Annotated in this window: 13 protein-coding genes; 9 read left to right on the top strand and 4 right to left on the bottom strand. The window is 75.3% G+C overall.

What is annotated here, in order from left to right; all coding sequences use genetic code 11:
- Nucleotides 1-32: 32 nt before the first annotated feature.
- The 8 genes from ACZ50K_RS20690 to ACZ50K_RS20655 all read left to right on the top strand — a co-directional run bounded on the left by ACZ50K_RS20690 (nt 33) and on the right by ACZ50K_RS20655 (nt 7,719).
- A complete protein-coding gene (locus ACZ50K_RS20690) occupies nt 33-1,211 on the top strand; it encodes an NAD(P)/FAD-dependent oxidoreductase (protein ID WP_468904928.1) in 1,179 nt (392 codons plus the stop codon).
- Nucleotides 1,208-1,516: a (2Fe-2S)-binding protein gene (locus ACZ50K_RS20685; protein ID WP_468904926.1), complete on the top strand. Its 309-nt coding sequence runs from the start codon at nt 1,208-1,210 to the stop codon at nt 1,514-1,516. Before ACZ50K_RS20690 ends, ACZ50K_RS20685 begins: the two co-directional genes overlap by 4 nt.
- Nucleotides 1,497-2,942, top strand: coding sequence for an FAD/NAD(P)-dependent oxidoreductase (locus ACZ50K_RS20680; RefSeq protein ID WP_468904924.1), 1,446 nt, complete (start codon nt 1,497-1,499; stop codon nt 2,940-2,942). The genes ACZ50K_RS20685 and ACZ50K_RS20680 overlap by 20 nt, the downstream gene beginning before the upstream one ends.
- Before the next feature lie 77 nt (nt 2,943-3,019).
- Nucleotides 3,020-3,943: a dihydrodipicolinate synthase family protein gene (locus ACZ50K_RS20675; RefSeq protein WP_468904922.1), complete on the top strand. Its 924-nt coding sequence runs from the start codon at nt 3,020-3,022 to the stop codon at nt 3,941-3,943.
- A gap of 31 nt (nt 3,944-3,974) precedes the next feature.
- On the top strand, nt 3,975-4,979 hold the full coding sequence (locus ACZ50K_RS20670; protein ID WP_468904919.1) for a proline racemase family protein: 1,005 nt from the start codon (nt 3,975-3,977) through the stop codon (nt 4,977-4,979).
- Entirely contained in the window at nt 4,967-6,043 is a 1,077-nt protein-coding gene (locus tag ACZ50K_RS20665) for a proline racemase family protein (protein WP_468905373.1), read from the top strand. The genes ACZ50K_RS20670 and ACZ50K_RS20665 overlap by 13 nt, the downstream gene beginning before the upstream one ends.
- Nucleotides 6,044-6,078: 35 nt before the next feature.
- Nucleotides 6,079-7,008 (top strand): ornithine cyclodeaminase family protein, encoded by a 930-nt coding sequence (locus tag ACZ50K_RS20660; RefSeq protein WP_468905371.1) that lies wholly within the window; start codon nt 6,079-6,081, stop codon nt 7,006-7,008.
- Nucleotides 7,009-7,059: 51 nt separating this feature from the next.
- Entirely contained in the window at nt 7,060-7,719 is a 660-nt protein-coding gene (locus ACZ50K_RS20655) for a GntR family transcriptional regulator (protein WP_468904916.1), read from the top strand.
- A gap of 82 nt (nt 7,720-7,801) precedes the next feature.
- Here the strand turns inward: ACZ50K_RS20655 and ACZ50K_RS20650 are convergent, their stop codons facing one another.
- A complete protein-coding gene (locus ACZ50K_RS20650) occupies nt 7,802-9,859 on the bottom strand; it encodes a S9 family peptidase (RefSeq protein ID WP_468904914.1) in 2,058 nt (685 codons plus the stop codon).
- 96 nt (nt 9,860-9,955) lie between these two features.
- Here ACZ50K_RS20650 and ACZ50K_RS20645 point away from each other — a divergent pair, with 96 nt between their 5' ends.
- Nucleotides 9,956-11,503 (top strand): MFS transporter, encoded by a 1,548-nt coding sequence (locus tag ACZ50K_RS20645; RefSeq protein WP_468904913.1) that lies wholly within the window; start codon nt 9,956-9,958, stop codon nt 11,501-11,503.
- Between the two features lie 23 nt (nt 11,504-11,526).
- On the opposite strand, the gene ACZ50K_RS20640 is transcribed toward ACZ50K_RS20645, so the two are convergent.
- The 3 genes from ACZ50K_RS20640 to ACZ50K_RS20630 all read right to left on the bottom strand — a co-directional run bounded on the left by ACZ50K_RS20640 (nt 11,527) and on the right by ACZ50K_RS20630 (nt 14,703).
- Entirely contained in the window at nt 11,527-12,900 is a 1,374-nt protein-coding gene (locus ACZ50K_RS20640; RefSeq protein WP_468905368.1) for a cytochrome P450, read from the bottom strand.
- 202 nt (nt 12,901-13,102) lie between these two features.
- Complete coding sequence (locus tag ACZ50K_RS20635) at nt 13,103-14,218, bottom strand: hypothetical protein (RefSeq protein ID WP_468904910.1); 1,116 nt, start codon at nt 14,216-14,218, stop codon at nt 13,103-13,105.
- Between the two features lie 23 nt (nt 14,219-14,241).
- Nucleotides 14,242-14,703 (bottom strand): lamin tail domain-containing protein, encoded by a 462-nt coding sequence (locus ACZ50K_RS20630; protein WP_468904907.1) that lies wholly within the window; start codon nt 14,701-14,703, stop codon nt 14,242-14,244.
- Nucleotides 14,704-14,898 lie beyond the last annotated feature (195 nt).

Genomic DNA, 14,898 nt, shown 5'->3' with positions numbered 1-14,898 from the left:
GATCCCTCTGAAGAATGTGACATATTACTGTCGTGCCCAAGAGACACTCCCTGGATGCCGTGATCATCGGTGCCGGCGTCGTCGGAGCCGCCTGCGCCTACTACGCCGGCCGCTCCGGACTCTCCGTGGCCGTCGTCGACCGCGGTCCCGTCGCGGGCGGGACGACCGGCGCGGGGGAAGGAAACCTGCTCGTCTCCGACAAGGAGGCGGGCCCCGAGCTCGAACTCGCGCTGCTGTCCACGAGCCTGTGGCGCGAGCTGGCCCCCGCCCTACCGGCGGAGACCGAGTACGAGCCCAAGGGCGGTCTCGTCGTGGCGCCCGACGAGACCACCCTGAAGGTCCTGCGCTCCTTCGCCGAGGGCCAGCGGACCGCCGGGGTGTCGGCCGAGGAGATCACCGCCGACCGGCTGCACGAACTGGAACCGCACCTCGCCCCGGGCCTGGCCGGCGGGTTCCACTACCCGCAGGACGCCCAGGTCCAGCCGGCCCAGGCGGCCGCCCGGATGCTCGCCGCCTCGGGAGCCGCCACCCATCTCGGCGAGGAGGTCACCGCGATCCTGCGGGACCGCTCCGGCGCCGTACGGGGCATCCGCACCCCGCGGCGCGAACTCCTCGCCCCCGCCGTGGTCAACGCCGCCGGCACCTGGGGCGGCGCGGTCGCCGAACTGGCCGGCACCAGCCTGCCGGTGCTGCCCCGCCGGGGCTTCGTGCTGGTCACCGAACCCCTGCCCCGGGTGGTCCGGCACAAGGTGTACGCCGCCGACTACATCGCCGACGTGGCCAGCGGATCCGCCGCCCTCCAGTCCTCGGCGGTGGTCGAGGGCACCCCGTCCGGCCCGGTCCTGATCGGCGCCACCCGGGAACGGGTCGGCTTCGACCGGAGCCTGTCCACGGAGGCCCTGCGCCGGCTGGCCGGGCAGGCCGCGGCGCTGTTCCCGGTGCTCGCGGACGTCCGGGCGCTCCGCACCTACCACGGCTTCCGCCCCTACCTGCCGGACCACCTCCCGGCCATCGGCCCCGACCCCAGGGTGCCCGGACTGCTGCACGCCTGCGGCCACGAGGGGGCCGGCATCGGCCTGGCCCCCGGCACCGGGCTGCTGATCGCCGCACACCTGGCCGGGACCCTTCTCCCGATGGACCCGCACCCGTTCCGCCCGGACCGCTTCGACACCGCGGCCGGCACCCCCCGCCCGAAGGAGTCCGGCCGATGAACCCGCGCCAACTGGTCGGCGGAGCGCCCGAAGCGGCGTACTCCATCGTCTTCGACGGCCGCGAGGTCCCCGCCCAGGCCGGCCAGAGCATCGCCGCGGCCCTCTGGGGCGCCGGGATCCTCGCCTGGCGCACCACCCGCGAGGGCGGCGCCCCGCGCGGGGCCTTCTGCGGGATCGGCAGCTGCTACGACTGCCTGGTCACCGTCAACGCCCGCCCCAACCAGCGGGCCTGCCTGGTCCCGGCCCGCCCCGGGGACACCGTCACCACCCAGGAGGGGACCGGCCGTGCCGAACTCGCCGTCTGAGCCCGCCGACCTGGCCGTGGTCGGCGCCGGGCCCGCCGGGCTGGCCGCCGCCGTCACCGCCGCCGACCTGGGCCTGCGGGTGCTGCTGCTCGACGCGGGGGAGCGGCCGGGAGGGCAGTACTACCGCCACCCCGCGCCCGCCCTCGGCGCGGCCCGCCCCGAGGCCCTGCACCACGGCTGGTCCGGGTTCGCCTCCCGCACGGCCCGGCTCGACGCCCACCGGGCCGCCGGACGGATCACCCATCTCGCGGGCCACCACGTGTGGACCGTGGTGCGCGCCGACAGCGCCGACAGCGCCGACCGCACCCCCGGCGCCCCGGAGGGCGAACCCGCCGGGCCCTGGCGGCTGCACGCCGTCGTCGGGCCCGAGGAGCGGGCGGCGACCGTCACCGCCGCCGCCGTGCTGCTGGCCACCGGGGCGTACGAACGCCAGCTGCCGTTCCCCGGCTGGACCCTGCCCGGGGTGATCGGGGCCGGCGGGGCCCAGGCCATGCTCAAGGGCGGTCTGGTGCTGCCCGGCCGGCGGGTGGTGGTGGCGGGCAGCGGTCCGCTGCTGCTGGCCGTCGCCGGCTCGCTGGCCGCCGCCGGGGCCGAGGTTCCCGCCGTGGTCGAGGCCGCCTCCTACCTGGGCTACGCCGGCCGGGTGCCCACCCTGCTCCGCAACCCCGCCAAACTCGCCGAGGGGGCCCTGTTCGGCGGCGCCCTGCTGCGCCACCGGGTCCGGCCGCTGACCCGGCGGGCCGTGGTCGCCGCGCACGGCACCGACCGGGTCGAGGCCGTCACCGTGGCCCGGCTGGACCGGGACTGGCGCCCGGTGCCCGGCTCCGAGCGGCGGATCCGCTGCGACGCCCTGGCGGTGGGCCACGGTCTGGTCCCGCAGCTGGAACTGGCCACCGGCCTCGGCTGCGCCACCCGCACCGCCCCGGACGGCACCGCCGCGCTGGTGCTGGACCGGGAGCAGCGGACCTCGGTGCCCGGCATCTGGTCGGCCGGTGAGACCGGTGGCATCGGCGGAGCCCAGCTGGCCCTGGCCGAAGGGGAGATCGCCGCCCACGCGGTGGCCGGGCGGCCGGCCCCGGCCGGTCCGCTGCGGGCCCGCGCCCGGCTGCGCGCCTTCGCCCGCGCGATGGGCGCCGCGCACCGGCCCGGCCCCGGCTGGACCGGCTGGCTGACCGGGGACACCGATGTCTGCCGGTGCGAGGAGGTGCCCGCCGCCCGGATCCGGGAGGCGGTGGACGAGCTCGGGGCCCGGGACGCCCGTACGGTGAAGCTGCTCACCCGGGCCGGGATGGGCTGGTGCCAGGGCCGGATGTGCGGCCCGGCCGTGGCCGCCCTCTGCGGGGCGGACCCGGGCCCCGACCGGCGTCCGCTGTCCTGCCCGGTGCCGCTGCGGCACCTGGCCGAACTGCCGCCGGAGACCGGCTGACTCCACCCCGCGCGAAGCCTTGTGGCTTCCGTATACCAGACAGTAAAATGTCACACACCACACAAGGGAGATTCTCGATGAGCCTCGCGCCCACCCCCGCGCCCCTGCCCGCCCGCAGCCGCCCCTGGCACGGCATCATGGTCGCCACGACCCTGCCGATGCGCCCCGACCACAGCGTCGACTACGAGGCCTACGCCGAACACGTCGCCTGGCTGATCGCCAACGGCTGCGACGGCGTGGTCCCCAACGGCTCGCTCGGCGAATACCAGACCCTCACCGACGAGGAGCGCGCCCGAGTGGTCCGTACCGCCGTCGAGGCCGCCGGGGACGGCGCCCGCGTGATGCCCGGCGTCGCCGCCTACGGCAGCGCCGAATCCCGCCGCTGGGCCGAGCAGGCCGTCGAGGCCGGCGCCGGCTCCGTCCTGCTGCTCCCGCCCAACGCCTTCCGCGCCGACGAGGACTCCGTCCGCGCCCACTACGCCGAGGTCGCCGCCGCCGGCCTGCCCGTGGTCGCCTACAACAACCCCATCGACACCAAGGTCGACCTCACCCCCGCCCTCCTGGCCCGGCTGCACACCGACGGCAGCATCGTCGCCGTCAAGGAGTTCAGCGGAGACGTCCGCCGCGCCTACGAGATCGCCGAACTCGCCCCCGGACTGGACCTGCTGATCGGCGCCGACGACGTCCTCCTGGAGCTCGCCCTGGCCGGCGCGGTCGGCTGGATCGCCGGCTACCCCAACGCCCTGCCCGCCTCCTGCGCCACCCTCTACCGGGCCGCCGTCGCCGGGGACCTCGACACCGCCCTGCCCCTCTACAAGTCGCTGCACTCCCTGCTGCGCTGGGACTCCAAGACCGAGTTCGTCCAGGCCATCAAGCTGTCCATGGACCTGGCCGGCCGGCCCGGCGGAGCCACCCGCCCGCCGCGCTTCCCGCTCACCGGCGAGACCGAGGCCGGGGTCCGGGCCGCCACCGAGAAGGCCCTCGCCGAGGGCCACCACTGACCCGTCCGGGAAGCCGAGAGAGGCCACCGCCATGCGCACCCGCCACATCTACCACGCAGTGGATTCGCACACCGAGGGCATGCCCACCCGGGTGATCACCGGAGGAGTCGGGGTGATCCCCGGCGCCACCATGGCCGACAAGCGCCTCCACTTCATCGAGCACATGGACCACCTCCGGACCCTGCTGATGTACGAGCCGCGGGGCCACTCGGCGATGAGCGGCGCGATCCTCCAGCCGCCCACCCGGCCCGACGCCGACTTCGGGGTCCTCTACATCGAGGTGTCCGGACTGCTCCCGATGTGCGGGCACGGGACCATCGGGGTGGCCACCGTGCTGGTCGAGACCGGCATGGTGCCGGTGGCCGAACCGGTCACCACCGTCCGGCTGGACACCCCGGCCGGACTGGTCAGCGTGGACGTCCGGGTGGAGGACGGCGCCGCCCGGTCCGTCACCCTCACCAACGTCCCCTCCTTCAGCGTCGGCCTCGGCCTCAAGACCGAGGTCCCCGGCTTCGGCACGGTCGGCTACGACCTCGCCTACGGCGGCAACTTCTACGCCTTCGTCGACCTCGACTCCCTCGGCCTGCCCTTCGACCGGGCCCGCAAGCAGGACCTGCTCACCGCCGGCCTCGCCGTCATGGACGCCGTCAACGCCGGCCCGGACCGGCCCGTGCACCCGGAGGACCCGGGCATCGCCGGGGTCAAGCACGTCTATCTCGCCGCCCCCGGCTCCGACGCCCGCCGCTCCCGGCACGCCATGGCCATCCACCCCGGCTGGTTCGACCGCTCCCCGTGCGGCACCGGCACCAGCGCCCGGATGGCACAGCTGCACGCCCGCGGACTGCTGCCGCTGGACACCGACTTCGTCAACGAGTCGTTCATCGGCACCGAGTTCACCGGCCGGCTGACCGCCGAGACCGAGGTCGCCGGACGCCCCGCCGTGGTCCCGACCGTCACCGGACGGGCCTGGATCACCGGCACCGCCCAGTACTTCCTCGACCCCACCGACCCGTTCCCCGGAGGATTCCTCCTGTGACCGACCAGCCGGTGCCGGGCACGGTCCGCACCACCGACTACCACACCGCCGGCGAGCCCTTCCGGATCGTCACCGGCGGACTCCCGCCGGTCCCCGGGGGCACCGTCGCCGAACGCTGCGCCACCGCCATCGGCCCCGGCGGCTCCGGCACCGCCCCCCGCCCCGGCCCCCTCGACGAGGTCCGCCGGATGCTGGTCCGCGAACCCCGCGGGCACGCCGGGATGTACGGCGGCTTCCTGGTCCCCCCGGACGACGACGGCGCCCACCTCGGCGTGCTGTTCTGGCACAAGGACGGCTACTCCACCGCCTGCGGGCACGGCACCATGGCCCTCGGCGCCTGGGCCGTGGACAGCGGCCTGGTCCCCGCCCCCGCCGACGGGGACGCCCAGGTGCGCATCGACGTGCCCTCCGGCCGGGTCACCGCCACCGTCCACCGGGACGCCGGCCGCACCACCGGCGTCACCTTCCGCAACGTGCCCGCCCGGGTCAGCGCCCGCAAGGTGCCGGTGGCCACCTCCCTGGGCATCGCCGAGGTGGACATCGCGCACGCCGGAGCCTGCTACGCCTCCGTCCGCGCCAGGGACTTCGGCCTCGGCGTCACCCGCGCCGACCTGCCCGCCCTGACCCGGATCGGACAGGAGGTCCGGACCGCCCTGGCCACCCACCCCGCCACCTGGCACCCCGGCGGCCCGCTGCTGTCCGGGGTCTACGGGGTGGTCCTCCACGAGGAGCTCCCCGACACCCCCTTCGGCCCGCACCAGCGCAACGTCACGGTCTTCGCGGACGGCCAGATCGACCGCTCGCCCTGCGGCTCCGGCACCTCCGCACGGCTGGCCCTGCTGGCCGAGGACGGCCGGCTCGCCCCCGGGGAGGACCTGCTGCACGAATCCGTGGTCGGCACCGTGTTCACCGGCCGGGTCCTGGGCCCCGCCGACCCGGCGGGCCCGCGGGGCACGGCCGGCGCCGGACTGGTCACCGAGGTCACCGGCACCGCCTACCGGACCGGCGAGCACACCTTCCTGCTCGACCCGCGGGACGGACTCGGCACCGGGTTCCTGCTGTGAGCACCCCACCCCCGGTCCACCTGGGCGCCACGGAGATGGCGGGGCTGCTCGGACCGGTGGAGGCGGCCGACGCGCTGGCCCGCGTCCTCCGCGAGGGCCTCGACCCGGAGACCTGCCCGCAGCGCTCCGCCCTCCCCGTCCCGGCCGGCGAACTGCTGCTGATGCCCGCCGCGGCCGGCCGCTGGGCCGGAGTCAAGATCGCCGGAGTGGCACCGGCCAACCCGGCCCGCGGACTGCCCCGGATCACCGGCAGCTACCTCCTGCTCGACGGCCCCACCCTGCGCCCGGTGGCGCTGCTGGACGGCGCGGCCCTGACCGCGCTGCGCACCCCCGCGGTCTCCGCCCTGGCGGTCCGCCACCTGGTCCCGCCCGGACGGCCGGTCCGGCTGCTGCTGTTCGGCTCCGGTCCCCAGGCGTACGGACACCTCGACGCCCTGCGCGCCGAACGGGAGCCGGCCGAGGTGGTGGTGGTCGCCCGGAACCCGGCCGGTGCCGAACGGCTGGCCGGGTACGCGGCCGGGCTGGGCATCCCGGCCCGGACCGGCACCCCGGCCGACGTGGCCGGGGCGGACCTGGTGGTCTGCTGCACCACGGCCCGTCAGCCGCTGTTCGACGGACGGCTGGTGGCCGACGGCACCACCGTGGTCGCGGTCGGCTCCCACGAACCGGACGCCCGGGAGACCGACACCGCCCTGGTGCGCCGCTCCGCGGTGTACGTGGAGGCGCGGTCGGCGGCGCTCCGCGAGGCCGGTGACCTGCTCGTCCCGGAGGCGGAGGGGGCCATCGGGCCGGGGCACATCACCGGAACCCTCGCCGACCTGGTGCACGGCCGCCGGCCGGCCGGCCGCGCACCGGGTCGGGCGGCCGGCTGTCCACAGCTCTTCAAGAGCGTGGGCATGGCCTGGGAAGATCTCGCTGTGGCCGTGGCTCTGTACCGGGCCACCGGAGCGGACAGCGAAACGTGACATTGTACGCTGTGCCTCTGCGTTTGATCTCGGAGGAGCGGAGGAACTGCGATGGGCGACCTGAAGCAGCACAGTCTCATCAAGGCCCAGGAACGGCTTCGCGATCAGGTAGGCCATGCCCTCCGAGCGGCCCTGATAGCGGGACAGCTGGAGCCCGGCCGGGTCTACTCCGCGCCCACCCTGGCGGCCGACCTCGGGGTCTCCGCCACCCCGGTGCGCGAGGCCATGCTCGACCTGGCCCGTGAGGGCCTGGTCGAACCGGTCCGCAACAAGGGCTTCCGGGTCACCGAGGTCAGCGAGCGGGACCTCGACCAGTACACCGAGCTGCGCACCCTGATCGAGGTCCCCACCATCGGGGTGGTCACCCAGATCGCCCCCCGGGAGAAGCTGGAGGAACTCCGGCCGATCGCCGAGGAGATCGTCGCCAGCGCCCGCGAGCACAACCTCATCGGCTATCTGGAGGCCGACCGCCGGTTCCATCTGACCCTGCTCGGACTGGCCGGGAACGAGCGCCTGGTGGAGACCGTCGGCGACCTGCGCAAGCGGTCCCGGCTGTACGGGCTGACCAGCCTGGACCGGGCCGGACTGCTGGTCTCCTCGGCGGAGGAGCACCTGGAACTGCTCGACCTGATGCTGGAGCGGGACACCCCGGGCGCGGAGGCGTGCATGCGCCGGCACCTGGGGCACGTCCGCTCGCTCTGGGCGCAGTGACCCCCCTTCCCGCGAGGGGAGGGCGAAGGGCCCGGGGACACCGCCGACGGCGTCCCCGGGCCCTTCTGCGCGCACCGGCGGCTCAGACCCCCAGGGCGCCCCGCAGGAAGGAGAGTTCCTGGACGGCGAGCTTCTCCAGGGTGCCGCCCGGGGTCATATGGGTCACCCCGGGCAGGGTCAGCAGCTGGTGCGGGCGGCCCGCGTCGGTCAGCGCCCGGGACAGCCGGAGGCTGTGCGAGGGGTGCACGTTGTCGTCGGCCAGCCCGTGGATCAGCATCAGCGGCCTGGACAGGCCGGGGGCGTCACCGATCAGCGACTCCTGCTCGTACACCTCGGGGTTCTCCTGCGGGAGGCCGAGGTACCGCTCGGTGTAGGCGGTGTCGTAGTGCCGGAAGTCGGTGGGCGGCGCACCCGCGACCGCGGCGTGGAACACGTCCGGGCGGCGCAGCACGGCCGCCGCGGCGAGATAGCCGCCGTAGGACCAGCCCTTGACGCCCACCCGCCCCAGGTCGAGGTCCGGGTGGCGGTCGGCGAGCGCCCGCAGTCCGGCCACCTGGTCCTCCAGGGTGACCCGGGAGAAGTCCCGGTACATGGCCTGGGTGAAGGCGGGGGAGACGTACGGGGTGCCGCGGTTGTCGATGGTGACCACCGCGAAGCCCTGGTCGGCCCACCACTGGCGGTGCTGCCAGCGGCGCGGCTCCAGGCACACGTCCTGGAAGCCGGGCCCGCCGTACACCTGGAGCAGCACCGGCAGCCGGCGGCCGGGCACATGGCCGCGGGGCAGCACCAGCGAGGTGGGCAGGGCGTGTTCGGTCACCCGGGCCAGCACCGGCTCCACCCGGTGGGGCAGCGGCTCGGACAGGTCCGCGAGGACGAACTCGGCGCCCGCGGCGGTCCGCAGGACCCGTCGGATCCCGTCCGGGCCCGCCGAGGTCAGCAGCAGGTGTCCGGCGGCCGCCTGCACCGAGTGCACCCCCGGCCCGTCGGCGAGCGGCGACAGCTTCCCGCTGTCCGGGTCCAGCAGCAGCACCTGCTGCTCGGCCGGGTCCCGCAGACCCGCCTCGACCAGCAGCTGTCCCTGGTGCTCCCCGGCGATCCGGCGGATCTGCACCTCCTCGCCGGTGAGCGGGACCCCGTCCAGGGCGACGGTCTGGGCGGTGCCGCCGGGGGTCTCGGCGGCGGTCAGCAGCCGGCCGTCCGCGAGCCGGGCCGGGGTGCCGGGGAGCACGTCCACCCACAGCGGATGGCTGGTCCGGGAGAGTTCGCGGGTGGCGCCGGTGGCCGGGTCGGCGGACAGCAGCAGCACGTTCCGCTGGAGCCGGTCCTGGACGGTCAGCAGGATCTCGCCGGGGCCCTCCCAGCCGGCGTCCGAGACGTAGGGGTGGGCGGCGGAGTCCCAGTCCAGCCGGACCCGGCGGTCCCCGGGGCCCAGCACCCAGAGCTGGACGTCGGCGTTGGGGCCGCCGGCCTCCGGGTAGGCGAAGTCCTCGGCCGGCCGGCCGGGGTGTTCGGGGTCGGCGAACCAGCGGCGCGGGAGCGCGGCTTCGTCGACCCGGGCGGCCAGCAGGGACTCCCCGTCCGGGGACCACCAGTGGCCGCGGGAGCGGCCCAGTTCCTCGGCCGCGGCGAACTCGGCGAGTCCCCAGCGGGCCCCGTCCTCCGGGCTGACCCGGCCGCCGGGCTCGACGTACAGGGCGTCTTCGCTGACATAGGCGGTGCGGCTGCCGTCCGCGTTGGCGCGCGGGTCCACGACCGGCCCTTCGGCCGGGATCTCCCGGGGGGCCGCGCCGCCGTCGCCGGGGACCTCGTACAGCCGGCCGTGCAGCGCGAAGACGGCGCGCAGACCGTCCCCGGACAGGGCGTACGAGCCGATCCCGGCGGCCACCAGCCGGGTCCGCTCGCGCAGCCGGCGCTCGGCCACCGGCAGTTCGCCGGGTTCGGGGGCGAGCGCCCGGGCGTCGGCGAGCAGGGTCTCGGTGCCGGTGGCGGTGTCGAGGACCCGGAGGCTGTCGAAGGGGTCGGCGGGGCCTGCGGAGCGGAGGAAGTACAGCAGCCGGCCGCCGTCGCCGAAGGCGAAGGCGCGCGGGGCGCCGTGCGAGAACCGGGCGGTGCGGGCCGAGAGATCGAGAAACGCGTCCATGACCGAAAGTGTGCCATGTGAAATACCACAGCTGAAGGGCCGGGGCACTGGGCCGTTCGGGTGGTGACCCGGCCGGACCGGGCTTAGCGTCGGAGGGTGGACCGGAACGCACTGCCCGCCACAGAACGGACCGACGGCAAGGCCCCAGAACGCGGCAACGGACTCGCGTTGTTCGTCATCGCCTCCTGCCAGCTGATGGTCGTCCTGGACATCACCATCGTCAACATCGCCCTACCGCACATCCAGAGCGACCTCGGCTTCTCCACCGAGAGCCTGTCCTGGGTGGTCAACGCCTACACCCTCACCTTCGGCGGCCTGCTGCTCCTCGGCGGCCGGGCCGGCGACATCCTGGGCCGCCGCCGGGTCTTCGTCTTCGGCGTCCTGCTCTTCGGACTGGCCTCACTGCTCGGCGGGTTCGCCCAGGACTCCGGCCAGCTGCTGGCCGCCCGCGCCCTCCAGGGGGTCGGCGGGGCCATCGCCTCGCCCACCGCGCTGGCCCTGATCACCACCACCTTCAAGGAGGGCCCCGACCGCAACCGGGCCTTCGGGGTGTTCGCCGCGGTCTCCGCGGGCGGCGGCGCGATCGGACTGCTGGCCGGCGGCATGCTCGTCGAATGGCTGGACTGGCGCTGGGTGCTGTTCGTCAACGTGCCCATCGCCCTGTGCATCGCGTTCCTGGCCCGCCGGGTGATCCGCGAGTCCGAACGGCATCCCGGACACTTCGACCTGGCGGGCGCGCTGACCTCCACCACCGGCCTGGTCGCCCTGGTCTACGGGTTCATCCGGGCCGCCCAGGACGGCTGGACCGACCCGCTGACCCTGTGCTCCTTCGCCGCCGCGGTCCTGCTGCTCACCGCGTTCGTGCTGATCGAGCAGCGGTCCCGGCAGCCCATCACCCCGCTCCACATGTTCGCCGACCGCAACCGGGCCGGCACCTACGGGATCATGCTCTTCCTGGCCTGCGCCATCTTCGGCATGTTCTTCTTCCTCACCCTGTTCGTCCAGAACGTCCTCGGGTTCACCCCGATCGTGGCCGGCCTGGCCTTCCTCCCGGTCAGCGCGGTCATCGCGGTCGGCGCCGGGGTCACCTCACAGCTGCTGCCCCGGTTCGGGCCCAAGCCGTTCATGGTGGGCGGCGCGCTCTCCGCCGCGGCCGGGCTGGCCTGGCTGACCCGGGTCGACGTCCACTCCACCTATCTGGGCAGCGTGCTGGGCCCGATGCTGCTGTTCAGCCTGGGCATGGGCATGCAGTTCGTGTCGCTGACCCTGATGGCGCTCTCCAACGTGTCCGACCGGGAGTCGGGCGCCGCCTCCGGACTGCTGAACACCATGCAGCAGGTGGGCGGTTCGCTCGGCCTGTCCATCCTGGTCACCGCCTACGGCACGGCCAGCCGCGACGAGGCGGCCCGGCAGCTCCCCGAGTTCCTGGCCACCGCGACCCCGTCGCAGAAGGCCGAACTGGCCCGCACCCACCAGCTGCCCGGACTCTGGGGCGACCAGGTGCTGACCTCCGGCGTGACCACGGCGTTCGTGGTGGCCGCGGTGTTCACCCTGGCCGCGTCCCTGATCGCGCTGTTCGTGATCAAGGTCAGGCCCTCCGACCTGGCCCGGCTCCAGGGCGGCCACGGGCCCCCACCCCCGTAGGCCCCGCGCCGCGCGGCACCCGGTCAGCGGGCGGGCCGGATCCGGCAGCGGGCCGGGCCGTCGGCCCGCAGCGTGATGCCGGCGCTGACCGGCACCTCCCGGTCCACCGGCTCGAAGGAGTACTCCCGCAGCACGACCACCAGGGCGATCACCGACTCCAGCATGGAGAAGTGCTGGCCGATGCAGGCGCGCGGTCCGCCGCCGAACGGGAACCAGGCGTAGCGGGGGCGGCCCGCCTCGGCCTCCGGGGTGAACCGGTCCGGGTCGAACCGCTCGGGGTCGGGCCAGTAGTCGGGGTGCCGGTGGGTGACCCAGGGGGCCAGGATCACATCGGCCCCGGCCGGGACGGTGTGCCCGTCCACCTCGGCGGCGGCCACCGCCCGGCGGCCCATCACCGGGGCCGCCGGATAGAGCCGCATGGCCTCCTTCAGCACCCGGGTGAGGTACGGCAGCCGGTCCAGGTCCGCGGCCTCGGGGGCGCGCTCGCCCACCACCTCGGCGATCTCCCGGCGGGCCCGGTCCTGGTGCTCGGGGTGGAGGGCGAGCAGGTGCAGGGCGAACGCCAGCGAGCTGGCGGTGGTCTCGTGTCCGGCGAGCAGGAAGACCAGCACCTGGTCGCGCAGTTCACCGGCGTCGAAGGAGGTGTCGCCGCCGCTCTCGGCGGCCGCCAGCTGGGCCAGCAGGTCGTGGCCGGCCTCGGCGCCGGCCGCCCGCCGCCGGGCGATGATCTCGTCGCAGGCCCCGTACAGCTCGGCCATCGCGGCGGCCGCCCGCCGGTTGCCGGGGGTGGGCCAGCCGCGCGGCAGCTTCGCGGGGGAGTAGCCGCGCCGCAGCACGTACTCGGTGATGACCGGAAAGCAGCGGCCCACGACCTCGGCGGCGCTGTCGCCGTCCGTGCCGAACAGGATCCGGGTGACGGTGCGCAGGGCCAGCGCGGTCATCTCCTCGGCCACGTCCACGACCCCGCCGGGGGCCGACGCCCAGCCGGCCAGGGAGTGCCGGGCCTCGTCCGCGACGGCGGCGGCGTAGGTGTCCACCCGGCGGCGGGTGAACAGCGGCTGCACCAGTCGGCGCTGCCGCAGGTAGTCCTCGTCCTGGCTGGTCAGCAGGCCGTTGCCGACGGTGTCCCGGATCTCCTGGTAGAAGGGGTTCTCCTTGCGGAAGTTGGCCGCCTGCGAGGCCAGCACCTGCTGGACTCCCTCCGCGGAGAACACGCAGTGCAGTTCGGCGCGCAGACCGGGCGGCCCGGCGCTGATCCGGACCAGGTCCCCGTGCCGGTGCCGGGCCCGGAGGTAGGTGCCCAGGGAGTCGCCCTTGAGGTCGAACAGGGACCCCAGCAGCGGCACTCCGGCCAGTTCGGGGATCCGGGCACCCCCGGTACCGACGCCTTCGGTCATCGTCACAGCCGCTCCTCGCCCCGCCCGGCCGGGTGCCGGACCCGCCCGGCCGTCCGCACGCTCCGGCGACCGCCCCGATTCTGCCGTCCCGGCGGGGCCGGGGGCGAGGCCCGGGCGCCGGGGAGATCGAATACCGGCCACCGGGCAGGCCGTACGGGGTGGGGGCCGGGGCGCCCGGCCGAGCAGCGGCCGGGCGGTCCGGTCAGCCGGCGGGGAGGGCGAGGGCCCGGTCCAGCAGGGCCGTGCGTTCGGCGAGCGCCCCGACGGCCAACGGCTCGGCCAGCGGAGCGAGTCCGGGGGCGGCGGCGGTGAGCGCGGCCCGGGCGGCGGCGCTGAAGTGCACGGTGCCGTCGGCGTCGATCCGCTCGATCCCGTCGCCGCGGGCGGCCCGCTCGTTGAGCGCCACCGCCTCGGCCCGGCCGAGTCCCGGCGGCAGGTCCAGGGCCACCGCGCCGGGGGAGACCCGCACCGGATACCCGCCGGGCAGCCCGTTCGGCGCGGGCACCGACCAGCGCAGCGGGGTGCCGCCGGGCAGCAGGGCCTCCAGGACCGGCAGGGCGGAGGCCACCGTCACCCGGTTGTGGGCTGCCCCGGCGGGCAGCGCGGGCGCCCGGTAGGCGAGGGCGTCGGCGGGCGCGCCGTCCTCGCCGAGGAACACCCGGCAGCGGTCGGCGGGATCATCCGGCCGGCGGGCCAGCATCACGTCGAGGATCTGGGCGTGCTGGGCGACCACCCGCACCAGCGGCGGTGCGGCGCCGGGGCGGTCCGCGCGCAGGGCCTCCCGGGCCCGCAGCAGCACCATGCCCGCGTTGCCGAGCCCCAGGACCGGGGCCAGCCCGAGGCGTTCCAGCACCGGGCCGGTGATATCGGGGAAGGACAGGTTGGCGACCGGCCCGCGCCACCCGCTGTCCCGGACCGCCCGCATCACCGCGAGCACCACCGGGAGTTGGTGGGGGAGCCGGAGCCCCAGCCCGGCGGCCAGCACCCCGCGGGCCGCCGGGTCCGTACGGCCGGCCAGCGCCCAGGGGCCCTGGAGCGCGGCGCACTGCACGACCAGGTCGGGGCGGACCCGGTCCAGCAGCTCGGCGACCCGGTCGGCGCGCAGCGCGTCCAGCCGGACCGGCTCCACCGACACCGGGCCGGCGGCGCCCGCCGTCCCGGCGCCGGCGGCGGTCTTCGCGGCGGCCGCGGCGGCGGCCTCGACCGGGGCGGTGGACCGCCCGGCGAGCACCAGCCGCCGCACCCGGCCGCCGGCCGCGAGGCCGGCGGCGAGCCGGGCTCCCGTGTCACCCGTCCCGATGATCAGCACAGTCTCCATCGGGCGACCGTACCGGCCGCGGGTCAGTGGCAGGTGGTGTTTCCGCGCCCGTTGGCCTTCCAGGAACAGGAGTCCTTCTTGGCCTTGTTGGGCGCGGTCAGGGTGACCGAGCCGCTCTTGTTGTTGAACCAGAAGTTGGCCTTGGCCCGGTAGACCGTGGAGGCGGTGTTCTTGCCGGAACCGTTGCGCAGCCGGACCGTCTTGTAGGCGCCCAGGGTGAACGACGGGAAGGTGTAGAGGTACCCGGAGGCGGTGCGGACGGTGTAGCCCTTGAGCTGGATCGCCGAGCGGGTGTTGTTGTGCAGGTCGACGTACTCGGCGTTCAGCTTCGCGTTCGTCTTCGGCAGGTCGGCGCCCGGACCGTCGAACTGCAGGGCGCCGAAGTGCAGCCCGCCCTGGTGGGCGGCGGCGTTGGCGGGGGCCGCGGTGAGCACGGCGCCGGCCATGGCCGCGACGGCGACGAACGAGGCGTACTTCTTGTTCATATGCTGGGTTCCCTCCCGGAACTGCCCGTGCGCGCGGGCCGGTTCGCCGGCGCGCTGGACCCCGGCGCGGAAAGACCCACGGGCCGGGGGCGAGCGCCATCCTGGCATATGGCGAGGCATCTCGGATGCTTGTCCTACATTCCGGAGATTCCCGTTTCCTGCGGCGGCCGATTCGCGCCGAACAGGATGCTTCTG

This window comes from Streptomyces sp. NPDC033845, assembly GCF_055576225.1.
The sequence above is the reverse complement of the archived record's forward strand: the minus strand, read 5'-3'. Positions and strand labels throughout refer to the sequence as shown.